The organism is Butyricimonas faecihominis (assembly GCF_033096445.1).
Lineage (GTDB): Bacteria > Bacteroidota > Bacteroidia > Bacteroidales > Marinifilaceae > Butyricimonas > Butyricimonas faecihominis.
In genome coordinates this window covers 4085733-4110351 of the sequence record NZ_AP028155.1, presented here as the reverse complement: position 1 = coordinate 4110351, position 24619 = coordinate 4085733, and the positions used below count along the sequence as shown (strand labels likewise).

21 protein-coding genes are annotated in these 24619 nt (G+C 43.6%); 12 read left to right on the top strand and 9 right to left on the bottom strand.

The window, feature by feature from the left end:
• Window positions 1–9 precede the first annotated feature (9 nt).
• Together R8806_RS17015 and pckA are read left to right on the top strand one after the other, a co-directional pair.
• The gene (locus R8806_RS17015; RefSeq protein ID WP_124318291.1) at window positions 10–618 is read left to right on the top strand and encodes a hypothetical protein; all 609 of its coding nucleotides are present in this window, start codon (window positions 10–12) and stop codon (window positions 616–618) included.
• Window positions 619–756: 138 nt separating this feature from the next.
• Window positions 757–2364, top strand: coding sequence for a phosphoenolpyruvate carboxykinase (ATP) (gene pckA / locus R8806_RS17010; RefSeq protein ID WP_124318292.1), 1608 nt, complete (start codon window positions 757–759; stop codon window positions 2362–2364).
• A 384-nt stretch (window positions 2365–2748) separates the two neighbouring features.
• Here the strand turns inward: pckA and lpxA are convergent, their stop codons facing one another.
• From lpxA to lpxD, 3 genes are read right to left on the bottom strand one after another with little or no spacing between them, the layout of a single operon-like run.
• Window positions 2749–3528, bottom strand: a complete 780-nt coding sequence (gene lpxA / locus R8806_RS17005; protein WP_027200407.1) for an acyl-ACP--UDP-N-acetylglucosamine O-acyltransferase — start codon at window positions 3526–3528, stop codon at window positions 2749–2751.
• A 56-nt stretch (window positions 3529–3584) separates the two neighbouring features.
• Window positions 3585–4985: a bifunctional UDP-3-O-[3-hydroxymyristoyl] N-acetylglucosamine deacetylase/3-hydroxyacyl-ACP dehydratase gene (locus tag R8806_RS17000; RefSeq protein WP_124315673.1), complete on the bottom strand. Its 1401-nt coding sequence runs from the start codon at window positions 4983–4985 to the stop codon at window positions 3585–3587.
• 1 nt (window position 4986) lies between these two features.
• Window positions 4987–6018 (bottom strand): UDP-3-O-(3-hydroxymyristoyl)glucosamine N-acyltransferase, encoded by a 1032-nt coding sequence (gene lpxD, locus R8806_RS16995; RefSeq protein WP_027200409.1) that lies wholly within the window; start codon window positions 6016–6018, stop codon window positions 4987–4989.
• Between the two features lie 307 nt (window positions 6019–6325).
• Here lpxD and rimP point away from each other — a divergent pair, with 307 nt between their 5' ends.
• The 10 genes from rimP to R8806_RS16945 all read left to right on the top strand — a co-directional run bounded on the left by rimP (window position 6326) and on the right by R8806_RS16945 (window position 19429).
• Window positions 6326–6790: a ribosome assembly cofactor RimP gene (gene rimP, locus R8806_RS16990; protein ID WP_124315674.1), complete on the top strand. Its 465-nt coding sequence runs from the start codon at window positions 6326–6328 to the stop codon at window positions 6788–6790.
• A gap of 15 nt (window positions 6791–6805) precedes the next feature.
• Window positions 6806–8044 (top strand): transcription termination factor NusA, encoded by a 1239-nt coding sequence (gene nusA, locus R8806_RS16985; protein ID WP_124315675.1) that lies wholly within the window; start codon window positions 6806–6808, stop codon window positions 8042–8044.
• 42 nt (window positions 8045–8086) lie between these two features.
• Window positions 8087–10951: a translation initiation factor IF-2 gene (infB, locus tag R8806_RS16980; RefSeq protein ID WP_124315676.1), complete on the top strand. Its 2865-nt coding sequence runs from the start codon at window positions 8087–8089 to the stop codon at window positions 10949–10951.
• Between the two features lie 101 nt (window positions 10952–11052).
• Window positions 11053–11514: a protein-disulfide reductase DsbD domain-containing protein gene (locus R8806_RS16975; RefSeq protein ID WP_229782986.1), complete on the top strand. Its 462-nt coding sequence runs from the start codon at window positions 11053–11055 to the stop codon at window positions 11512–11514.
• A gap of 72 nt (window positions 11515–11586) precedes the next feature.
• Window positions 11587–12705 carry a CapA family protein gene (locus R8806_RS16970; protein WP_124315677.1) on the top strand — a complete coding sequence of 373 codons (1119 nt, stop codon included), beginning with the start codon at window positions 11587–11589 and terminating at the stop codon, window positions 12703–12705.
• A 57-nt stretch (window positions 12706–12762) separates the two neighbouring features.
• Window positions 12763–13143, top strand: coding sequence for a methylglyoxal synthase (locus R8806_RS16965; protein WP_124315678.1), 381 nt, complete (start codon window positions 12763–12765; stop codon window positions 13141–13143).
• Between the two features lie 84 nt (window positions 13144–13227).
• A complete protein-coding gene (locus R8806_RS16960) occupies window positions 13228–13656 on the top strand; it encodes a DUF6769 family protein (RefSeq protein ID WP_124315679.1) in 429 nt (142 codons plus the stop codon).
• A gap of 76 nt (window positions 13657–13732) precedes the next feature.
• Entirely contained in the window at window positions 13733–15019 is a 1287-nt protein-coding gene (locus R8806_RS16955; RefSeq protein WP_317715721.1) for an efflux RND transporter periplasmic adaptor subunit, read from the top strand.
• Window positions 15020–15118: 99 nt separating this feature from the next.
• Window positions 15119–18223, top strand: coding sequence for an efflux RND transporter permease subunit (locus R8806_RS16950; RefSeq protein ID WP_124315681.1), 3105 nt, complete (start codon window positions 15119–15121; stop codon window positions 18221–18223).
• A gap of 18 nt (window positions 18224–18241) precedes the next feature.
• A complete protein-coding gene (locus tag R8806_RS16945; protein ID WP_124315682.1) occupies window positions 18242–19429 on the top strand; it encodes a TolC family protein in 1188 nt (395 codons plus the stop codon).
• Window positions 19430–19491: 62 nt separating this feature from the next.
• On the opposite strand, the gene R8806_RS16940 is transcribed toward R8806_RS16945, so the two are convergent.
• The 6 genes from R8806_RS16940 to R8806_RS16915 form a co-directional block, all read right to left on the bottom strand.
• Entirely contained in the window at window positions 19492–20133 is a 642-nt protein-coding gene (locus R8806_RS16940; RefSeq protein ID WP_229782985.1) for an HAD family hydrolase, read from the bottom strand.
• Window positions 20134–20529: 396 nt separating this feature from the next.
• Window positions 20530–21021 carry a PaaI family thioesterase gene (locus tag R8806_RS16935; RefSeq protein WP_124315683.1) on the bottom strand — a complete coding sequence of 164 codons (492 nt, stop codon included), beginning with the start codon at window positions 21019–21021 and terminating at the stop codon, window positions 20530–20532.
• Between the two features lie 56 nt (window positions 21022–21077).
• Window positions 21078–21470, bottom strand: a complete 393-nt coding sequence (locus R8806_RS16930) for an HIT family protein (RefSeq protein WP_124315684.1) — start codon at window positions 21468–21470, stop codon at window positions 21078–21080.
• A gap of 91 nt (window positions 21471–21561) precedes the next feature.
• Window positions 21562–22038 carry a transcription elongation factor GreA gene (greA, locus tag R8806_RS16925; RefSeq protein ID WP_124315685.1) on the bottom strand — a complete coding sequence of 159 codons (477 nt, stop codon included), beginning with the start codon at window positions 22036–22038 and terminating at the stop codon, window positions 21562–21564.
• 298 nt (window positions 22039–22336) lie between these two features.
• Entirely contained in the window at window positions 22337–23074 is a 738-nt protein-coding gene (locus R8806_RS16920) for a tRNA lysidine(34) synthetase (RefSeq protein WP_124315686.1), read from the bottom strand.
• A complete protein-coding gene (locus R8806_RS16915) occupies window positions 23049–24551 on the bottom strand; it encodes an RNA-binding domain-containing protein (protein ID WP_183312875.1) in 1503 nt (500 codons plus the stop codon). The genes R8806_RS16920 and R8806_RS16915 overlap by 26 nt, the downstream gene beginning before the upstream one ends.
• Window positions 24552–24619 lie beyond the last annotated feature (68 nt).

Genomic DNA, 24619 nt, shown 5'->3' with positions numbered 1-24619 from the left:
TGTATAAACATGCTAATATTTTCATTTACTTTAAATAAACAGGACAAGGTGATAGAAGTTTTCCCGATTGATAAAAAAGTAGAGCAACTCTTTAAAGAAGTCAGCCGAAGAATATTCCGGTTACAAAACGGAAGAAGTCTTGACAGCATGGAACGGATAGGAGCCGACACGCGGGGACAGATCGGGGCAAGTTACCTCTCTCTCAAAAATCTGGCCGGACAATACCAACCCGATTTAAGATTGGCACAACTATTGTGGGGAACAAAGAAACGAGAAGAACAAATCGTTGCCTGTTTTTTATTCCCGGTTCACGAGTTGATTACAGAAAAAATTACTCAATTATTACAATTCTGTTACAACTTCGAGATCGCGGAATATTTCGGGACATTGGTTCTTTCGAAACGGGAAAACGTGGAACAAATGGTAAATGAATATTTAAATTCCGATCATCCCAATCTTCAAGTTGCGGCACTAACCGCCATCGGCAGGAGCCGGATTGATCGAAAACTAAACTCCCCATTTACCGATAGTTACATTCTAAACATAGATCGTAACAAGTTCACGGACACGAACGTACAAAAGGTATACGATCGTGTAAGCATATGCTTGAGAGAATAGAAAAACAAGAACGTGTTAATAAAACATAAACGGACAAGGGAAAGGAGAAATTGGTTCTTTTATATCAAAATGTTTCCTACTTTTGTGCCGAATTAAAGAAAAAAAGAATTAATTAATTTCTAACATAAATTTATTGCTATGGCAAAATTAGATTTAAGTATTTATGGAATCACGGATGTGAAAGAGATCCTTCACAATCCCTCATATGAAGAATTGTACAAGGCAGAAACAGACCCGAAACTGGAAGGGTACGAAAAAGGATATTTGACCGAGCTTGGCGCAGTTAACGTGATGACCGGAATCTACACCGGACGTTCACCGAAAGATAAATTCTTTGTAAAGAACGAGGCCAGCGAGGATTCTGTATGGTGGACTTCTGACGAATACAAGAACGACAACAAACCTTGTTCGGAAGAAGCATGGGCAGATTTGAAGGCAAAAGCCGTGAAACAATTGTCCGGCAAAAAACTGTACGTGGTTGACACGTTCTGCGGGGCCAACGCGGGTACCCGTTTGAAAGTTCGTTTCATCATGGAAGTTGCATGGCAAGCTCACTTCGTGAAGAATATGTTCATCCGCCCGACAGAAGAAGAACTAGCGAACTACGGGGAACCGGATTTCGTTTCTTTCAACGCTGCAAAAGCTAAAGTTGAAAACTTCAAAGAATTAGGCTTGAACTCCGAAACAGCTACCGTTTTCAACTTGAAAACCAAAGAGCAAGTAATCTTGAACACTTGGTACGGTGGTGAGATGAAGAAAGGTATCTTCTCTATCATGAACTATCTGAACCCGTTACGCGGAATCGCATCTATGCACTGTTCTGCCAACACGGATATGGAAGGTAAGAACACCGCTATCTTCTTCGGTTTGTCAGGAACAGGTAAAACCACATTGTCAACTGACCCCAAACGTCTTTTGATCGGTGACGACGAACACGGATGGGATGATGAAGGCGTGTTCAACTACGAAGGTGGATGCTATGCTAAAGTTATCAACTTGAGCAAGGAAGCCGAACCGGACATCTATAACGCCATCAAACGTGACGCTTTGTTGGAGAATGTTACCGTGGACGCTAACGGAAAAATCGACTTCAATGATAAATCAGTTACCGAGAACACTCGTGTTTCTTACCCGATCTATCATATCAAGAACATCGTGAAACCGATCTCTAAAGGTCCGGCTGCACAACAAGTTATCTTCTTATCAGCTGATGCGTTCGGAGTATTACCTCCGGTATCAATCCTGACCCCGGAACAAACGAAATACTATTTCTTGTCCGGATTCACTGCAAAATTGGCAGGAACGGAACGCGGTATCACTGAACCGACTCCGACTTTCTCTGCTTGTTTCGGTGCTGCATTCTTGTCATTACACCCGACAAAATATGCAGAAGAACTGGTTAAGAAAATGGAGAGAACAGGAGCAAAAGCATACTTGGTAAATACCGGATGGAACGGAACCGGTAAACGTATCTCCATTAAAGATACTCGCGGAATCATCGATGCTATTTTGGATGGCTCTATCGACAAAGCCCCGACCAAAACAATCCCGTTCTTCAATTTCGAGGTTCCGACCGCATTACCGGGAGTTGATCCGAAGATCCTTGATCCTCGCGATACATACAGTAACGCAAATGACTGGGAAACGAAAGCAAAAGACTTATCAGAACGTTTCATCAAAAACTTCAAGAAGTTCGAAGGAAACGAGGCCGGAAAGGCATTGGTTGCCGCAGGTCCGAAATTATAATTCTAGGATTAGAACAGCAAAAAAGCACTTCGCAAGGAGTGCTTTTTTTTAGGACTTATACACGAGTTTACAGTAAACGAACTCCCTCCCCCCTTCGGGGTACTCCCCTTACTAATTCTAGATTTAATGATTGTAGATTTTAGATTTCCACCACACAAGGCCGACGCTTCTTAATTTTCTACTTTCAACTTTTAGTTTTTAGTTTTCTCTGGCAGAGGGAGAGTTGAAATACTCTCTATCTTCAGCAAGATTCACCAGCTCCTCCTCTGTTTATAGAGGAGGTGGCACGAAGTGACGGAGGAGTTTGAGTATGAAATATTATCATAAACAAAGCCCGACCTTGAGTGGCCGGGCTCTGAAATAGATATTTAATGCTTTGGATTTTTATCCCATATAGCCTTTCATGACACCCCGTTTGCTGTTACGCACGAACATAATGATCTCGTCACGTTCTTTGGATGCCGGCATCTCGGCCTCGATTCGTTCCACCGCATCAGAGTTGTTCAACCCGGATTGGAAAAGTATCCGGTATATATCCTGAATCTCGTTGATCTTCTCGTTCACGAATCCGCGACGGCGCAAACCGATCGAATTCACTCCCGCGTAGGACAAAGGTAATCTCCCGGCTTTCACGTAAGGAGGTACGTCCTTACCAATTAAAGAGCCACCTTGAATCATCACGTGACGACCGATATGTACGAACTGATGCACGGCAGACATTCCACCGATAATAGCGAAATCATCCACAACGACCTCTCCGGCTAACTGACAAGCATTCGTGATAATGCAATTATCCCCGATCTCGCAGTCATGCGCGATATGCACGTAGGCCATGATCAAACAATTGCTCCCGACTTTAGTTACGCCTTTAGCGGCAGTACCTCTATTTATAGTCGCACACTCCCGGATGGTCGTGTTATCACCAATCTCGACGATTGTCTTCTCTCCCTTGAATTTAAGATCCTGAGGAATGGCAGAAATAACAGCCCCCGGAAAAATCTTACAATTTTTCCCGATATGCGCTCCCTCCAGGATAGTGACATTCGAACCAATTCTTGTTCCCTCCTCAATGACAACATTCTTATCAATTGTCACGAAAGGCTCAATCACCACGTTATCCGCGATCTGAGCTTCAGGATGAACATAAGCTAACGGTTGTTTCATTCGTTTTTTTTATTTAATTACAATATAATAGTTACATTTTAAGTACAAGCTTATCACTATTTTTTCGTTTTTGCAACTTGGGCCATGAATTCACCCACTTCACAAACTAACGTTTTACCGACAAAAGCGTACCCTCTCATCGTCACGATCCCACGACGGATGGGAGCAATCTTTACCAGCTTGAAAACCAGCGTATCGCCCGGAACAACTTTATGACGGAATTTGATACCATCTATTTTCACGAAATACGTGGAGTAATTCTCCGGGTCTTCCACCTGATTCAACACCAGAATCCCCCCGCACTGCGCCATCGCCTCCACGATCAGCACACCCGGCATTACCGGTTCTTCCGGGAAGTGTCCCACGAAGAAAGGCTCGTTCATGGTAACGTTCTTGCAACCGATCACGATGTCATCCGTCACCTCGTAAATCTTGTCAACCAACAGGAAAGGAGGACGATGAGGCAACAAGGCTCTCACCTTATTCACATCCATCAACGGTTCGGCCGTCGTGTCCACGTCGGGACGAACATCTTCTCTCTCCGCCTGCGTGATGGCCTTACACATTTTCTTGGCCAAACTGGTGTTTGCTTTGTGACCCGGTCTCTCCGCGATAACACGTCCTTTGATAAAACGCCCACATAAGGACAAATCCCCGATAACATCCAGCAATTTATGACGAGCCGGTTCATTGTCAAAGTACAGGTCCAAATTATTCAAAATACCCTGCTTCACCTCGATAGAATCGTGGTTGAACAGTTTAGCCAGACGGTTCACCTCTTCTTGAGAAATTTCACGATCAACGATCACGATCGCGTTATCCAAATCCCCACCTTTAATCAGATTGTGCTGCAAAAGCATTTCCAACTCGCGCAGGAACACGAATGTCCGGCACGGGGCAATTTCTTTCGCAAAATCGGTTACTTTTTCAGAATAAGTAGCATACTGCATTTGCAAATAAGGAGAATCGTAAGCAACGACCAAATTTATATTATAGTCGGTATCCGGCAATAACGTGATTTTCGTCTGCCCGTCCTCGCTACAAAATTCCATTTGCTCTTTCACTGTAAAGTAGCGTCTATCCGCTTTTTGTTCTTCAAAACCTACTTTCTCTATCTCTTCCACGTAATATTTAGCACTACCGTCCAAGATCGGGAATTCTTCCCCGCTCAACTCGATCAGGCAGTTGTCAATTCCGCTCCCGTAAAGAGCTGCCATCGCATGCTCCATGGTGAACACGCACACGCCGTCTTTTTCAAGACAACTGGCACGATCCATTAATTTTACATATTCAGCCAAAGCTGGAATTTCAGGAGATCCCTCCAAATCCATTCGACGTATTCGATAGCCAAAGTTCTCTTCAGCTGGCTTAAAGGTCGCGGTCACCTGTTTCCCGGTATGCAAACCTTTTCCATTCAAAGAAAATTCACTCTTTAAAGTTCTTTGCTTTACTGACATTTTATTCTGATTTTAATTTATTTACTTCTTTCTCTAAATCTTTTATTTGCCCGTATAGCTCCGGTAATTTACGGAACATGACATAACATTTCTGGTATTTCGGATAATCGAATGCAGGCGATCCGCGCAGGACAGATTTTTCCGGTATGTTGGAAGTGATACCACTCTGGGCTGCAATCTGCGTCCCCGACCCGATATTCAAGTGACCGACAATTCCCACCTGCCCGCCGAACACGCAGTTCTCACCGACTTTTGTAGTCCCGGCAATCCCAGACTGGGCAGCGATAACCGTGTTACCTCCCACTACCACGTTATGTGCAATCTGGACTAAATTATCGAGTTTAACTCCTTTTTTAATAATCGTAGATCCCATGGTAGCCCGGTCGATACAAGTATTCGCACCGATCTCCACGTCGTCTTCCAGCAACACGTTACCGATCTGCGGGATTTTCTTGTAATGATCACCTTCCGGAGCGAATCCGAAACCGTCAGCTCCCAGTACCACTCCGGCATGAAGGATACAGGATTTCCCGACCACGCATCCCGTGTAAATCTTTACCCCGGCATAAATAATCGTGTTATCCCCGATAACCACACCGTCACCGATATAGGCCTGAGGATATATTTTCACGTTATTCCCGATTTTCGCACCTCTCCCTATATATGCAAATGCCCCGATGTAAGGTTTTTCCCCGATCGTGGCACTATCACTGATATAAGAAGGTTGTTCAATTCCTACTGGTTTCGGCTTCATATCATCATACATTTGCAGCAATGTTGCAATGGCATCATAAGCCGATTCCACCCGGATCAAAGTACAGGAATACTCGTGCGTGGGTTCGAATGTTTTATTCACTAACACGATCGATGCTTGCGTCGTGTAGATATAATGTTCGTATTTAGGATTAGCTAAAAAAGCCAACGTTCCCGGCTTTCCTTCCTCTATTTTAGATACGTTATTTACAGAAATCTCGGGGTCTCCATCGACAACCCCGCTTAATAGAGCTGCTATGTCCTTTGCTTTAAACTCCATAATTCAAAAAATTTCGGCAAACTTACAAATTTTATTTGGAACTATATAGAAAATGTGACAAATATGTTTCAATCCCATTATTTAAAAGCATACATATCAAGGCCTAAAGGCTTGTCTCCAACACGATTTCCATTGCCATGAAACCCCTTTCCCGGAAACGTTCGCACCGAAAAAAATATTCCGCCATCACCTATTTTCCACTGGAACTCTTTGGATTAAAAATAATTAATTGTATCTTTGCACTCGGTTATTAACAAACGAGGGGGCGATTAGTCCCCTCTTCTGTTATCTTAGATTAAAGAGTAGAATGAAAAGTACAGAGGAAATAAAAGACATTATCGAAACAATACTGCAGGGGACAGATTTGTTTCTGGTGGACTTGAAAGTATCTCCGGACAACTCGATCGAGGTCTACATCGACTCCCTGAAGGGCATTAACGTGGATTCCTGCGTAACCCTCAGCAAACAATTGGACGCAAAACTGGATCGAGATACCGAGGATTTCGAGTTAACCGTTTCGAGTGCCGGAATCGGTTATCCCTTCAAAGTAACCCAGCAATACGAAAAGAACCTGGGTAATCAAGTGGAGGTGAAACTGCAAAACGGGGGAAAACTACAGGGAATATTAAAATCCCATTCCAACACGGGAATCGTGATCGAATGTGAAGAAAAAGTGACCGTGGAAGGAAAGAAGAAGAAAAGCATCGTCAAAGTGGAGAAAGAGATTCATTTTACAGACATAAAGGAGGTTAAAGATATTGTTGTTTTCTAAATACATAAAATAAAAATGGAAGCCATTAATTTGATAGATTCATTCGCAGAATTTAAAGAGCTTAAAAATATTGACAGGGCAACCTTGATGAGAGTGTTGGAAGATATTTTCAGGAACATGCTTATCAAGCGTTACGGGACGGACGAGAATTTTGACATCATTATAAATATCGACAAGGGTGACTTGGAAATCTGGAGAAACCGCATCGTGGTAGAGGATGACGCCTTCGAAAACCCGAATACCCAAATTTCGCTGACGGAGGCAAAGAAAATCGATGCCGACTACGAGGTGGGAGAAGAGGTGACCGACGAGGTGAAATTCAAGGATTTCGGACGCCGTTCCGTGCTGGCTTTAAGACAAAACCTTTCAGCCCGGATTCTTGAACTGGAGAAAGATCACATCTTCACCAAATACAAAGAGAAAGTGGGCCAGATCGTGACCGGAGAGGTTTATCAGGTATGGAAAAAAGAGATTCTGGTTCTGGATGACGAAGGCAACGAACTGATTCTCCCGAAACAAGAGCAAATACCTAGCGATTTCTTCAAGAAAGGAGATACCATCCGGGCAGTCGTTATTCGCGTAGAAATGAGAAACGCTTCCCCGTACATTATTCTTTCCAGAACATCCCCCGTATTCCTTGAAAGATTGTTCGAGAACGAGGTACCGGAAATATTCGATGGCTTGATCACGATTAAAAACGTGGTACGTGTCCCGGGAGAACGCGCCAAAGTGGCCGTGGAATCATACGATGACCGTATCGACCCAGTGGGAGCTTGTGTCGGAATGAAAGGTTCACGTATTCACGGTATCGTTCGGGAACTGAGAAACGAAAATATAGACGTGATTAACTACACGAATAACATCCAACTATACATCACCCGTGCGTTGAACCCGGCCAAGATCAACAAGATCGAAATGGACGAGGAAAACAAGAGAGCGAACGTTTACCTGAACCCGGAGGAAGTTTCCTTGGCTATCGGTAAAGGCGGTTTGAACATCAAACTGGCCAGCCAGCTCACGGGCTACGAGATCGATGTTTATCGTGAACTTGAAACCGCAGAGGAAGAAGACGTTAACCTAGAAGAATTCTCCGACGAGATCGAACCATGGGTAATCGAGGAACTGAAACGCGTGGGTTGTGACACGGCAAAGAGCGTGTTAGAGTTAAGTGAATCAGAATTAGAGAGCAGGACTGATCTTGAGATAGAGACCATCAGGGATGTTCTCAAAATATTAAGAGCCGAATTTGAATAAGGAACGCTCAAGGTTATAATGCTTGTAAAATAAAATCTTAATATGGCAGTTAGACTAAGTAAAGTTGCTAGAGAATTTAACGTAGGTTTGTCCACGATAGTGGATTACCTGCAGGAAAAGGGGATTAAGATTTCATCTGATCCAAATGCGAAATTAACAGATGACCAGTACGCTTTGGTAGCGAAAGAGTTTTCTACCGATAGCGAGGCTAAAAAAGAATCCAATCGGGTAGATTTAAAAAATACACGGTTAAAAAAAGAAACGGTTACCATTGATAATATGAACAATGGTACGGAGGAACACGCTCCGGAATTTATATCTATAAAGGACGAGATTAAACTGGAAAATAAAATTAAGGTCGTAGATCACATCGACCTGAACAGACTGAATAAGCAACAGAAACCGGAAGAGAAGGTTGAAGAGGTAAAAGAGGTGAAGATCGAAGAAAAGAAAGAAGAGAAACCGGCAGAACCTCAGGTAAAAGAAACTCCCGTAATTGCACAAAAGCAAGAACGGGAAGAAACACAGGCTCCTGTTGCCAGACCTCCGAAAACAATCATCAAACAACCGAAAGTTGAAACCCGTCAAGAGGAAAAAGCCCCGTCTGAAGATCATTCCAACAGAGCCGACAGAGAAGTGAGCTACAAATCACCGACTCCGGCGATTAAAGACGTGAAGGTTGTCGGGACAATCGATCTGGATGCGATCAACCAGCGTACCCGGCCCCCGAAGAAGAGTAAACAGGAAAGAGAAAGGGACAAACGGGAACTCAAGAAAAAATCTTTGGTTCCTCCCAAGAATACGGATGACATCGTGATCAAGAAAAACGTCGTAATAAACGAGGTCGAGGATGATTCTGAAGAATCGGAAACTCGTAAAAAAAGGAAACGTATTCTGAAAAAAGACGAGAAAATCAACATTGAAGCTTCTAAAACCGCCAAACAGGAAGAGAGCAAGAAGAAAATAAAGAAGATAAAGAAAAAGAAAGCCAGCAAGGCTGAAATTTCTGAAGAAGACGTACAAAAACAAATCAAAGACACGTTTGCCCGTTTGGGGAACAAGGGAAAAACCAAGAGTTCCAAGCACCGGAGAGACAAGCGAGATGCCGTACACCAGAAGATGCAGGCTGAAATGGAGCAGGCAGAGTTAGAAAAGAGTATCCTTAAACTCACGGAATTCGTTACGGTTAGCGAGTTAGCAACCATGATGGATATTTCCGTGGCAGATATTATCTCGACTTGTATGTCTTTGGGCTTGTTCGTGTCCATCAACCAACGTCTAGATGCTGAAACCATTAATATCGTGGCAGAAGAATTCGGATTCGATGTCGAATTCGTGAGCGTGGATATTCAGGAGGCCATTGACGAGGATGAAGACGAACAGGAAGAACACGTGGAATCCCGTCCGCCGATCGTGACTGTTATGGGACACGTTGACCACGGTAAAACATCTTTACTGGACTATATCCGTAAAGCAAACGTGATTGCCGGAGAGGCAGGAGGAATCACCCAGCACATCGGTGCTTACAGCGTGAAACTTGCTGACGGTAGAACCGTGACCTTCCTAGATACCCCGGGACACGAGGCGTTTACGGCCATGCGTGCCAGAGGTGCCCAAGTAACGGATATTGCCATCATCATTATTGCAGCCGATGATAACGTCATGCCGCAAACCGTTGAGGCCATCAATCATGCCAGTGCTGCCGGAGTACCCATTGTATTCGCGATAAACAAAATTGATAAACCGGGAGCTAACCCCGACAAGATCCGGGAAGAACTGGCCGCCATGAACTACCTCGTAGAAGAATGGGGTGGTAAATACCAATGTCAGGAAATCTCAGCCAAGAAAGGCTTGAATGTAGAAGAACTTCTGGAGAAAGTATTACTTGAGGCAGAAATCCTAGAGTTAAAGGCTAACCCGAAACGGAAAGCGATCGGTTCAATCATCGAGTCCTCGCTGGATAAAGGACGGGGTTACGTGGCAACCGTACTCGTACAAAGCGGAACGTTACGCGTAGGAGACGTGGTACTCGCCGGACAATATTTCGGACACGTGAAAGCCATGTTCAACGAACGCGGAAGTAAAATGGAAGAGGCCGGACCATCCTGCCCGGCATTGATTCTCGGTTTGAACGGGGCTCCACAGGCCGGAGACAAATTCAACGTCATGGGTAACGAGAAAGACGCCCGTGCCTTGGCTAACAAACGGGAACAGTTACAACGCGAGCAGGGATTGCGTACCCAGAAACATATCACGCTGGACGAAATTGGCAGACGTATTGCCATCGGAAACTTCCAAGAGTTGAACATCATCGTGAAAGGAGACGTGGACGGTTCTATCGAGGCTTTGTCCGACTCTCTGATCAAGTTGTCGACCCCGGAAATCCAAGTGAACGTGATCCACAAAGCCGTGGGACAAATTTCCGAAGGCGATGTTATGTTGGCTGCCGCATCGAACGCTATCATCATCGGATTCCAAGTTCGTCCTTCGATGGGTGCCAGAAAGCTGGCAGAGAAAGAGGAAATCGACATTCGACTTTACTCTATTATCTACACGGCGATCGAGGAAATCAAATCCGCCATGGAAGGTATGTTATCCCCGGAATTCAAGGAAGAGATCACCTCGACCGTGGAAGTGCTTGAAACATTCAAGATTTCCAAGGTGGGAACGATTGCCGGATGTATCGTGAGAGACGGAAAGATTACCCGTTCTTCAAAAGTGCGCGTGATTCGGGATGGTATCGTGATCTTCACCGGAGAATTGGGATCATTGAAACGTTTCAAGGACGACGTGAAAGAAGTTTCCAAAGGATTCGAGTGTGGTTTGAACATCAATAATTACAACGATATTCAGACAGGAGATTTTGTCGAAAGTTTCGAAGAAGTGGCCGTGAAAAAAACATTATAAAAAATTTAACAATAAGCTAACATAGTTTCTCTCGATAATTTTGTACTTTGCATCACTAAATTTTAGAGAGAAATTATTTTAAAAACTAATTTAATTTATTCATGAAAAGACTATTAATTCTTACGGCAATATTAACCTTAATGGTTGGGGCTGCAAATTCACAGGTATTAAAACCAGTGAAATGGCAAATTTCTTTCAAAAAAGTAAGCGAAGGTGTTTATGACATTATCTGCAAAGCTACTATTGAAAGCGGATGGCATCTGTACGATACCAAATTACCGGAAAACGGACCTCTTCCCACAACATTCAACTTAGATGAAGACGAGACGAAAGACATTGAATTAGTAGGAGAATTTAAAGCAACTACAGAAGCTAAAACTGAAAAGAGCGAAGCCTTCAACATGGAATTGAAATATTTCGAAGGAACCGTGACTTTCGTACAACGGGTGAAACTGAAAAAAGACAAAGCTAAATTGGTAGGCTACGTAGAATACATGTCTTGCTCTGGCGGACAATGTATCCCTCCTGCCGAAGAAGAATTTGAATTCGAATTAACGAAATAATCAAAAGGCCGTCTTCGGACGGCTTTTTTTATCCCCCTTCCCCATTGATCAACTCGAAAGAATTAAAAATACATGTATCTCGACCGAATTCTCTTGTTCTGTATCATCTTCTTGTTGTTCACGTCTTGCAAAGAGAAGAAACCACCCGTTCAAACCGATTACTCGCTGGAAATTCCTCACACGTCACAAACATTGACCCTCTTGTTTTGCGGGGACATCATCCAACACCTTCCGCAAATATACAGCGCTCACGAACCATCGGAAAAAGACTACAAGTACCAGAAATGTTTCAAGTACATCGCTCCTTATTGGGCGGATGCCGATTTCGTCATTGCCAACCTGGAAACAACCCTTGGAAATAAAGACTTTTCCGGTTACCCCCGATTCTGTTCACCTTGGCAAATCGCCCGGGACCTTCATCAACTGGGAGTAACAACCTTTGTTACCGCCAACAACCATAGCTGTGACCAACTCGGGAAAGGGATCACCAATACCATCTATTATTTGGACTCATTAGGAATCCCACACACGGGAACATTCACAGATACCCTCAATTACAAAAAGAGACACCCGCTCTATCTTCAGAAAGACGGTTTCAAAATAGCATTACTCAACTACACGTACGGGACAAATGGCCTCCCCGTTCCGAAAGGTTTTGTCGTCCCGCACATTGACACGACCACCATAAAACAAGACATCCAACTAGCTCGCCGGGACACGGCCACCAACATCATTGCCTTCATGCACTGGGGGTATGAATACCATAACTTTCCGAACAAGGAACAGCGGGCATTAAGTAAATGGTTGCATGAACAAGGAGCTGATATGGTCATCGGTTCACACCCCCACGTGGTCCAGCCGATAGAATATTATACCTCGGACAAAGATACACTAGGCGTTACCGTTTTCTCTCTGGGTAACTTTATTTCCAACCAATCCCAACAAGGAACAGAAGGAGGAATATGTATTCGCGTGACTTTAACGAAACCCCGGAACCATCCTGTACGTTATCAAATGGAGCCGATTAAATTTTACATGTACCGTCCCTACGAGGAAGGGCGGCGACGTTATTACGTGGTACCGGAAAATTTGGCAGACAGTGTTATAAAAGATTTTCACCTGACGAAAAGCAAGAGTTTCTTCAAGAAAACAGATACAATACTGAAATCAACCAAAACTTTTAGTTTTTAGCTTTCCGGTTTTCACTTACATATTTATATATTTGTATGACCTTAAAATAACATGAAGATGAAACTAGCAGTAATCGCACATGACGGGAAAAAAGCAGATATGGTTGCTTTCCTGAACAGACATTATGAATTCATGCATTCGGCAAACATCGAGATCATTGCTACCGGGACTACCGGAAAACATGCACAGGATGCCGGGTTAAAAGTTGAACGCCTTCTTTCCGGTCCACTCGGGGGAGATGCCCAGATTGCAGCACAAGTGGCAGAACATAAAGTACAAATGGTCCTGTTCTTCCGTGACCCGCTTGGGAAACACCCTCACGAACCGGACGTGCAAATGTTAATGCGCGTATGTGACGTTCACAATGTTCCATTGGCAACGAACCCGGCATCTGCGGAATTGATGCTGAAAGGTTTCGAGAAACAGATGCAGAAATAGTTAATGTTTTATTAAACTTTGTGTGAAGATTTGCAAATCCGCACACAAAAAACTATGTTTGTATCGATTAAAGGTTTGTAAACCATGAGGAAACGACAGATAGCTATTATCCCGCTTATTTTTGCTAGCATGATTATGCTACTGTCGTCTATTATGCCTCATCATCACCACGGTAAATTAATCTGTTTCACGCCTACACATGAACACAGTTCGTTCATCGAAAAAGCATGTAACCACGAACATGACTCAACTCCTACCGAGGGTGAATGTGAGGTCAGATTATTATTCCAGACAAGCATTGTAAAACAACATCATGACGAGTGCAATTGTTGTCCGAATATCATTCCGGATCAACCATTCCAATCCATACTGACCCTTGCCGGGTTAGATCACTCGTTATTACTTCTCGGAGTACCAAAAGAAGTTCCACCCATATTTTACCGGGAACGTCTCCACCCGATCACGTGGAGCGTCACCTCTGCCGGCAGGGCTCCTCCTACCGTAATAGCTTAAATATAGAATTACTCGCCCGGCGTGAACCGGACAATTATTATTTATTGTTTTATTCTCAACATTAAATCACTTATTCATGAGAACAATTATTTATGCTATTACAATATTAGCGATCTCCTTATGGGGGTGCAAAAACCAAACATCACAAGATAAACACACTCACTCCGCAACGGAGACTCACGCAGGACACGACCATGAAGGACATGACCATAGCCACGAAGGACATGATCATGAACACGAGGGACATGATCACGAACATGAGGGACACGATCATGAACATGAAACCGGGGAGGAACATGCCGGTCACAGTCACGAAAGTGAAGAAACAAAACACAGTGACGAGATCATTTTCCCGAAAGCACAAGCAGCAAAAACCACTTTCGAAGTACGGGAAATTCAACCCGCCTCTTTTAACCAAGTAGTTAAAACAACGGGACAAGTGCTTGCCGCTCCCGGTGATGAGGCTGTTATCGTCGCTACCAGCAATGGCGTCGTTTCTTTCTCTTCCAACAAATTAACGGAAGGGACAAAGGTTCAAAAAGGACAATCCCTATTCCAGATTTCTTCAAAAGACATTGCGGAAGGAGATTACTACACGAAAGTAAAAGCAACTTACGAGGCAGCTAAAGCCAGCTATGACCGTGCCGAGGCTCTTGTAAAGGACAAAATCATATCTCAAAAAGAATTTGAAAGTATCAAACTGGAATTCGAGAACGCGAAAACAGCTTATGACGCCGTATCCAATAACAAAACGGCAAAAGGAGTCAGTGTAAACGCCCCGATCAACGGACACATGAAAAACATTCTTGTAAAAGAAGGAGAATACATCACGGTAGGTCAACCGATAGCAACGGTTTCTCAAAATCAGCGTTTAGTACTCCGGGCCGAAGTATCCCAAAGATACTACAATGCCATGCAATCCGTAAAGAGTGCTAATTTCAAGACTCCGTACGATAATAAAGTTTACTCCTTGGAAGACTTGAACGGACGCTTACTTTCTTTCGGAAAAACTTCCAACGAGAATTCATTCTTTATCCCCGTATCTTTCGAATTTGACAATAAAGGCGAAGTGATCCCGGAATCCTTCGTAGAAGTATATCTTATTTCAGCCCCGATTGAAAACACGTTATCCATCCCCGTATCCGCGTTAACCAACGAGATGGGAATCCACTACGTGTACGTGCAAATTGACGAGGAAGGCTACCGCAAACAAGAAGTGGCATTGGGTGCCAACAATGGTAAAGAGGTACAGATCATCAAAGGCCTGCACCCCGGAGACCGTGTCGTAACCAAAGGAGCCTACCAAGTCAAAATGGCCTCCGCATCCGGAGCAATTCCTCACGGACATAGCCATGAACACTAAAAAATTGAAAATGGAGAATTGAAAATTGAAAATGAAAGTATTCAATCACTTCATTCCTCAATCTAAAAACTAAAAGTTGAAATCTAAAATTAATCGCGGATGCTGAATAAGATTATACAATATTCATTACATAACCGGCTGGTGGTAATGATCGCGTCGATAGCTTTGCTCCTATGGGGGTCCTACACGGCGCATAAAATGGAAGTGGATGTATTCCCGGATTTGAACGCGCCCACGGTGGTAGTTATGACCGAGGCGCAAGGAATGGCTCCCGAAGAGGTGGAGCGTATGGTAACCTTCCCGATCGAAACGGCTGTCAATGGAGCCACGGACGTGAAAAGTGTACGTTCATCCTCTACAACCGGATTTTCGGTAGTCTGGGTACAATTTGATTGGGGTACCAATATTTACACGGCCCGTCAGATCGTGTCTGAAAAACTATCCACGTTGGGAGATGTTTTACCGAGTAACGTGGGGCAACCCACCCTTGGACCGCAATCTTCCATCTTGGGAGAAATGATGATTTTCGGGTTAACTGCCGACAGTACTTCTTTACAGGATTTACGGACGATTGCCGACTGGACAATCCGGCCCCGTTTGTTATCCACGGGTGGAGTTGCACAGGTAGCCGTGATCGGTGGTGACATCAAGGAATACCAGATTCTTCTTGATCCCGCACGGATGAAACATTACGGGATCAGCATGGATGAAGTATTGACCGTCGTGGATAACATGAATCAGAACTCCACGGGAGGTATTCTATACGAATATGGTAACGAGTACATCGTGCAAGGTCTTTTGGCAACAAATGACGTGGAAGAAATCGGTAAAGGTGTGGTAAAAACCGTGAACAACGTTCCGGTTCTATTATCAGACATCGCAACCGTACAAATCGGACCGAAAGAACCGAAACTGGGTCTTGCCTCCGAAAGAGCAAAACCTGCCGTACTGGTAACTATCACGAAACAACCGAACACGAACACACTGGAGTTAACCGATAAACTGGATCAGGCCATCGTGGACCTGCAAAAGACATTACCGTCTGACGTGAAAATCTCGTCCGACATATTCCGTCAATCCCGCTTTATCGAAAGTTCTATCTCTAACATACAGAAAGCACTATTCGAAGGGGCCATTTTCGTTGTTATCGTGCTTTTCTTCTTCTTAATGAACGTGCGTACCACGATTATTTCGCTAGTTGCTCTCCCCCTATCCTTACTGGTTGCCATCCTAACCCTTCATGGGCTTGGCTTGACGATTAACACGATGAGTTTAGGAGGACTTGCCATTGCCATCGGTTCACTCGTGGATGATGCCATTGTCGACGTGGAGAACGTGTACAAGCGCTTACGGGAAAATCAATTAAAGCCCGCGGAAGAAAGACTTTCCTCGCTGAAAGTCGTGTTCGAGGCTTCCCGCGAAGTACGTATGCCGATTTTGAACTCGACACTAATCATCGTGGCCTGTTTCTTGCCCTTATTCTTCCTTTCCGGAATGGAAGGACGTATGTTGATCCCGCTGGGAATCGCATTCATCGTGGCCCTGTTCGCCTCAACCGTGGTGGCATTGACTTTGACCCCGGTATTATGTAGCTATATGCTAACGACTAAAAGAGCATTGAAACAAAACGAAAAAGAACCTTTTGTATCCCGTACCTTAAAAGTATGGTATAAAAAAGCATTGGAATGGGCTCTCCGTTATAAAAAAATAGTTATCGGGACCAGTGCCGCCCTGTTAATCTTCACGATTGTCATCATGACCGGATTGGGACGTAGTTTCCTGCCCCCATTCAACGAAGGATCACTCACGATTAACATCAGTACCATGCCGGGAGTTTCCTTGGAAGAATCTGATAATATGGGACGTATGGCAGAAAAGATTCTTCTGGACATTCCGGAAATACAAACCGTGGCCCGCAAAACCGGACGTGCAGAATTGGATGAACACGCCCTTGGAGTAAACGTATCTGAAATGGAAGCTCCTTTCGAACTGGATAAACGTTCCCGGGATGAATTCTTGGCTGACGTACGTCAACGACTGGGAGAATTAAAGGGAGTGAACATCGAAATCGGTCAGCCAATCTCCCACCGTATTGACGCCATGCTTTCCGGTACAAAAGCGAATATCGCCATCAAACTATTCGGAAACGACTTGAATAAACTATATAACATCGGTGGACAAATTAAAGAGGCCATCCAGGGAATTGACGGAATTGCCGATCTAACCTTGGAACAACAAATTGAACGTCCCCAATTGCAGATCAAACCCAAACGGGATATGCTCGCTAAATACGGTATCCCTCTGCCTGAATTCTCGGAATTCATTAACGTGGCTCTTTCCGGTAAAGTCGTGTCACAAGTCTATGAAGGCGGTAAAGTGTTCGACCTCACCGTAAAAGTACATGATGATGACAAAGCTAACATGGAACAGATTGGTAATTTAATGATTGATGCCAACGGACAGAAAGTACCACTTCACTACGTGGCTGAAATCCTTCCCTTGGTAGGTCCGAATACCATCAGCCGGGAAAACGTGCAACGGAAAATCGTTGTTTCCGCCAATGTTGCCGGACGTGACTTGAACGGTGTGGTAAAAGACATCCAAAAAACAGTAGGGGAACAAATTACCCTGCCGGAAGGTTACCACGTGGAATACGGTGGACAATTCGAAAGCGAACAAGCTGCATCCCGCACGTTGTTCCTAACCTCGGTAATTTCCATATTATTGATCTTCTTATTATTGTTCAACGAGTTCCACAGTATGCCGTTATCCGGTATCATCATGTTGAACTTACCGTTGGCAATTATCGGAGGAGTACTAAGTATCTGGTTTACATCGGGAATCATCAGTATTCCGGCCATCATCGGGTTTATCTCCCTGTTCGGAATCGCTACCCGAAACGGTATATTACTCGTGTCTCACTACAATCACCTGCGCTCGGAGGGTATGTCCTTGCATGATAGCGTTGTTCATGGTTCACTTGACCGGTTGAACCCGATCTTGATGACAGCCTTGACTTCCGCTTTAGCCTTGATTCCGTTAGCCGTAGGCGGTGACCTTCCGGGTAATGAAATCCAAAGCCCCATGGCTCAGGTCATTCTAGGTGGATTATTAAGCTCTACTTTATTAAACGGTTTTGTCGTTCCGATCATGTACTTGTTACTTAATCACAAACAAAAAGAGATCGAGAACTTAGAAATGTAACCTTTTGAAAATAAAGAAATGAAAACATATAAATTGTACATACTCGGATGGATGCTTTTGGGTACTCTCACCACGAGAGCCCAAAATAGCATCGATCAAGTGCTGAAAAGCATTGAAACCAACAACAAGTCATTGCAAGCTAACACGAAAATGACCGATGCTCAAAAGTTGGAGGCCCAAACCGGAAAGTTCCTTGCCAACCCCTCGGTGGAATGGGAACAGATGTGGGGTAACCGCAACAATCCCGGTTCGGAGTACACGTTGACGGTAAAACAATCGCTGGATTTCCCAACGACCTACTCGAACAAAAACAAACTGGCAAATTTAAAAGCAAACACGATCGGTTTTCAATCCGCCGCCTATCGCCAACAATTGCTTTTAAATGCCAAACAGACTTGTATAGAGATCATCTACTTGCGGAAACAAAAGAGCCTCTTGGACGAACGATTAGCTAATGCAGAAACCATGTTCGCTCTCTACAAAAAGCGGTTTGAATCCGGTGACGCGAACCAATTGGAATTAAATAAAATCCAGTTGGAATTATTGAATGCCCAAAATCAAAGCCGCTTGAACAAAGCCGCTTTAACCGCTGCCGAAGAGCAACTTCGCAATTTTAACGGGGGGAACCCGATCACGTTTGACGCAACGGACTACCCGACGGGAGAAGAACTCATCAATTTTGACCAATTACAAGCTGCCTTCATGGAGGCTGACCCGAATTTGAAAAGCCTTACCGGAGATCAAGAGATTGCCAACCGGGAAGTGAAATTAAGTCGTTCCCTTACCTTACCGAAATTCGATGTCGGGTACAAACGCAATGCAGCCAAAGATCACGTGGCCTCTAATGGATTTATGGTAGGAGTATCTATCCCCCTGTTCGAGAACAAGAACACGGTGAAAAAAGCAAAAGCACAAGCTGAATTTGCCACGGCCTCATTGGAAGACAATCGCTTGAATTTGAAAACGAATCTTCAACAGCTTTACCAACAAGCCGAGGCATTACAGATTTCTCGCGCCGATTATGCCAAAGTATTGGAACAACAACGTAATATCGAATTACTCAACAAGGCTCTCAATGCCGGACAACTTTCCGTGATTGACTATTTCACGGAACTCACGACAATCTATGATAGTCACCAAAGTTATCTGGATGTAGAAAAAGAATATCACAGTATATTAGCTCAATTGTATCAATACAAGCTATAAGTATAAAACCTAATGCAAAGAAAAGGGACTCGTTATCGGGTCCCTTTTTGAATATCTTGTTCTCATCTCTCAAGAAACAGTTCGTCCATTTGCCTCAGAACGACTCCTTTTTCCGCCAAGCGTTCTGCACTATTGTGTCCCCCGGCATACAATCTGCAATCAAACCCCAAGGTCTCCGCAACCTCTGCATCATGTAGTGTATCACCGACCATAACCGTCTCTCCCGGGACGATCGGGAACATCCGTAACATCTCCTCCCCTCGTGCAACCTTCCCATCCGCGTAAATATTATTTGATCCGCAAACTCCCTCGAAATATTCCCGAATACCGAATCGCTCCAACATTCCGGTCAGCAAATCTTCTTGCAACGCGGATAATATATATTGTCGTATGCCTTTTTTCTTTATTCCCTCCAGCACCGGAATAATCCCGGGAGTCAGCTCCACGTTCTTCGCCAGATCATTATAAATGTTCACGAAATCCCTCGACACGGCCTCCCAGTCATCCTGCGTGAAATCAAACCCGATCGATTCATAATAAGGCTTCACGGGAAACCCGAAAATCGATCGGTATTCTTCCACCGTCAACTTCCCCAAATGCTTCCGTTCCAACATCACGTTAATCGTATCCACGCTAATTTTCACATCATCCAATAACGTCCCGTTCCAATCCCAAACCACATTCTTGTATTCCATATCATTCATTATTTCTGCATTTAAACGGCCATTACACCACGTGTAAATCTTTCTCGACAAAGGTAATCATTTCCCGTTTGAATTGAAAAACGGAGTTCGAGTAATGATCTATTCATGCAAAACGAGTATCCTGACAAATTTCATGATTTACACAATAATCATCATGTTATTATTTACTCATACAAATGTTAACTTCTACTATCTATCTCTAATTTTTTATTATTGCAATAGAAGCGGAATAGGACAGGAATGGGAGCGGAATGGGAGCGGCTTACTTTATGATAACACAATGATAGCATTTAAATAACATTATTTTACATTAATTCAAAATCAACTTTTGACAAACCTCATCAAAATTAAGTATCGCTCCCGGCTCATTTCCCATTACACGGGCCTCCAGCATGTTTACTCGTTTTCCTCGGGATGAAATGCCTCGATTCCCGTCCATCCTAACCGTTGACGAGCCACGTTCTCCGGGAATATCCGATAAACCACATCTGCCTCACTACCCAACGTTCCATCCGCATTGAATAATTCCACGTGCATCTTTGCCAAACGGGTACTTTGTTCCACGATACGGGAACGCAGGAATATTTCTCCCCGATCGGAATAAACGGTAGCACGATATTTCGTTGTTAATTCAACCGTGACTCCCGCACTTTTCACTTTAGCAAAAACATTCCAACACGCAATTTCATCCATCAAAGTTGCCTGTATTCCCCCGTGTAACACGTGAAAAAAACCTTGAAATTCAGGTCGGGGCATCCAATGACAAGTAATATATTCCCCTTCTTCATAGAATTCACAGCGCAAACCATGTTCATTGCCGGATGCACAACCGAAACAATTATATCCCTCGTGTTGCTCGTAAGCGTTGTATAGTTTTTTTCTTTCCATCTTCTGATAAAAAAAGGGACGTGGTCGCGTCCCTCATGATAAATTGTCTAATATTTTTACAAATTGCTATTAATCAGCTTAGCACAAACTTCCATTTCCTCTTTCGGGAATTGTTTCTTCGGGTTAGAGAAATTCAACTCGTTGCCTTCAACCAAAGGAACCAAGTGAATATGAGCATGTGGAACATCCAAGCCCAGCACGGCTACCCCCACACGTTGGCAGGGAACACTCTTCTTAATTGCTTTTGCCACCTTTTTGGCAAACACCATCATCCCGGCTAATTCCTCATCCGTCAAGTCAAACAAATAGTCTTCTTCTCTCTTTGGAACCACTAACGTGTGTCCCTTCTGCATGGGATTAATATCCAAGAATGCATAGTAATTTTCATCCTCAGCCACCTTGTAAGATGGAATCTCCCCGTTAATAATCATCGTGAAAATTGAAGCCATAATCTATTTTAGATTTTAAATTTTAAATTTTAGATTCTAAATTCCCAACCCCACCGACTTTCATTTTCAATTCTCCATTTTCAATTTTCAATTAAATTGAAATGTCCATGATCTCAAACTCCATCAATCCTGCCGGCACTTGCACCTCAACCTTATCCCCTAGCTTTTTACCGATCAAAGCTTTAGCGATAGGAGTGGTGATCGACAACTTACCAGCCTTGAAATCAGCCTCGCTTTCTGACACCAAAGTATAAGTCATCGTTGCCTTTGTCTTTATATTTTTGATCGTCACTTTATTCAATATCTGAACTTTTGACGTGTCGATCTGTGACTCGTCAATGATCCGGCAATTGGAAATTATATCTTGTAGCTGGGCGATTTTAGCCTCCAGCAATCCCTGGGCATCTTTCGCCGCATCATACTCTGCATTCTCGGAGATATCTCCTTTTTCGATGGCTTCTCCAATTGCCTTAGAAATCTTAGGGCGCTCTACATTCTGCAGATTGTCCAGTTCATCCTGCAATTTTTTCAGCCCTTCTTTGGTTACATAAGATACCTTCTTTGTCATAATTGTTATATTAAGATCTTGATTTGTACATAAAAAAATAAATGACACTTATCCTCCAATAAGTGCCTTTATCTAGTTAAGAATTCCATTCTCTCTGGAATCCTCACCTCCTGAAGACAAAATTAGGACCTTTTTTTGAATAAAACAATTTTTCCCCACAAATATTTTTATTTAAAAAATTCGATGCCATTTATCTGATACAGAAAAAACTATCTTTCCCACTCTACAAGCAGGAAAGGGAGGGTCACTTAAAAATCATTCGATCCCGTTTTTATCATTTCCCGGTATATAAATAGCGTCAAGGCAAGTAATCTTCCCGGATATTTTGCATCGCTGCAAACAAATTGCTCCGGGCATGAGGAGAGATCATTTCCATTTGGTCAAGCAACTTACTCACGGCATCCCGGTTCGTTGCCTTTTCATGGGGGCAATGCTTTTTTTGCTTTTTAAACTGCCGCATTTCGGCATATCGTGAAGTCTCGTCATTCGAAAGATAGATTAATGGACGAATAAGCGTGAACGTATTCTTGAACATTTCCAACCGGGCAGGCATACTGCAAATCGTTCCGTTGAACATCATGCTCATCAAAAGACTTTCCACGGCATCATCCCGGTGATGGCCCAAGGCCAGTTTCTTACAATCATGCTCTTTGGCAATATCGAAAAGCATCTTGCGCCGATGCCATGAACACACGAAACAAGCCGGTTTCTTGGGATTCACCGTCGTGTCCACCCGAATCGTCCGGTAAACATACTCCACCCCCAAACGTTCACAAAACGCTCGCAAGTAATCGCTGTCCACTTCGTAAGCGACATCCTCCACCGCGATATGAGCCGCTATGACCGTGTAATTTTGTTTCGGGTCCTTGGCGCGCATGGCCAACACTTCCAACAAGGCCAATGAATCCTTCCCGCCCGAAACTCCTACCAAAATCCGGTCCCCGTCCTCTATTAAATTATAATCATGTATCGCTTTCCCCACCTTTCGAAAGAAATCCCGGGTAAATACTTTATCTTGTTTTTCTTCTGTTATCATTCTCTTCTACGTATAATTTCCCTGCCTCTGTTGTTATGTATTTTTGGTTCCGGTCATTCGGGTTTTCCGGTATTGTTCGAGCCAGCAATCCAAGCGTAACTAACCCAGTTACATGTGACTTCCTATTTTTCGAATGATTAATTACGCCTAAATAATCTAATATTTCTTTACTAGTTCTTGGCTCCAAGCAAAAATACAATATATCTACTTGCCTTTTTCCTAAATATACCTCTCCTTTTTCTTGGACACTTTCTTGGACACTTTCTTGGACACTTTCTTGGACACTTTCACTGACACTTTCACTGACACTTTCACTGACACTTTCACTGACACTCGTGTATTCCCGATACAACTCGACATCCACGAAATCTCCTTTTTCAGTAATCAACGGTTTTGCAACCCCGGCCTCTTCGCACCATGAAAATATCCTCTTTATTCCACTGCCCCATTGTTCGATATAGTCCAACTCTTTAAACACACGGGCTATCGCCTTGTTTCTCGTTTCAGAGCGTCCTGCAAGCACGTCCTCAATCGTAATCGAACTCGGGAAACCTCCGGGGGAAACAATATTCACGATGTCATCATAAATACCGACTTTTATATCCCGCCCTAAATTAATATAGTCCCTATGTACATAAGCGTTCAATATAACTTCCCGAATCGCCTCCATCGGGATCTCGTACCGATCTTCCCGTTGTAACCCTTTAATCACTCCCGCCAAATGGAGATGGTTTTTTATAAACATCTCGACTTGATCCAATTGAGAAAAAAGGTCTCCCGAATATTCCTTCTTATCAATAAATGATCCCATGGTCGTTCCCTTAAAACGGGCACACTTCACGGTGGCATTTTCCCGTACCCCTAACAAAATTAACAAAGCTTGTGAAGGATACAAATGCCCATGTTCTTCTTGGACGAGTTTCAGACTTTTCAACTTCTCTATATCAAGGATCTTCCCCCTCGCCTCGAACCTTTTCTGCAACGGGGTCAAATCCAGACTATCAAAAGACGTGTCAAAACAGATCTCCTCGTCAAAACTTCTATTTATTCTTTGCCGCTCCAAATCGATCACGGTCTCCACGTCTGCTTTACGGTTAGAACTTCCTATCCGCACGTAAGTACCATGATTTCGCCCTTCTTTTTTCAAATAGTAAGGCAACAGATTCCCACGATAGACCTCTATTATAAACAATAACTTTCCATCCACGTTTATCGTGTAAAATTCGGGAAGAATATTCGGGTAACATAAATCATAGATAATGGATGCCACTCTATCCTGCAATTCAAAAATATCCACGTCGGGGTCAATGCCTTTTATTGTTCTGTCGTCTCCAACCCCGATAATTAATTGCCCCCCGCTAGTATTAGAGAATGCAATAACAGTTTTCGCTATTTTATCCCCTTGCGGCAGGATTTCTTTAAATTCCAAGACTTTACTCTCCCCCGCTGATATTTTATCCTGCAAACGTGTGTCCATACGGTTATGATTTACTTCTTTCATGCAAATTTAAGAATTCCACGCCACATATTGTTGCTCTCTCACAA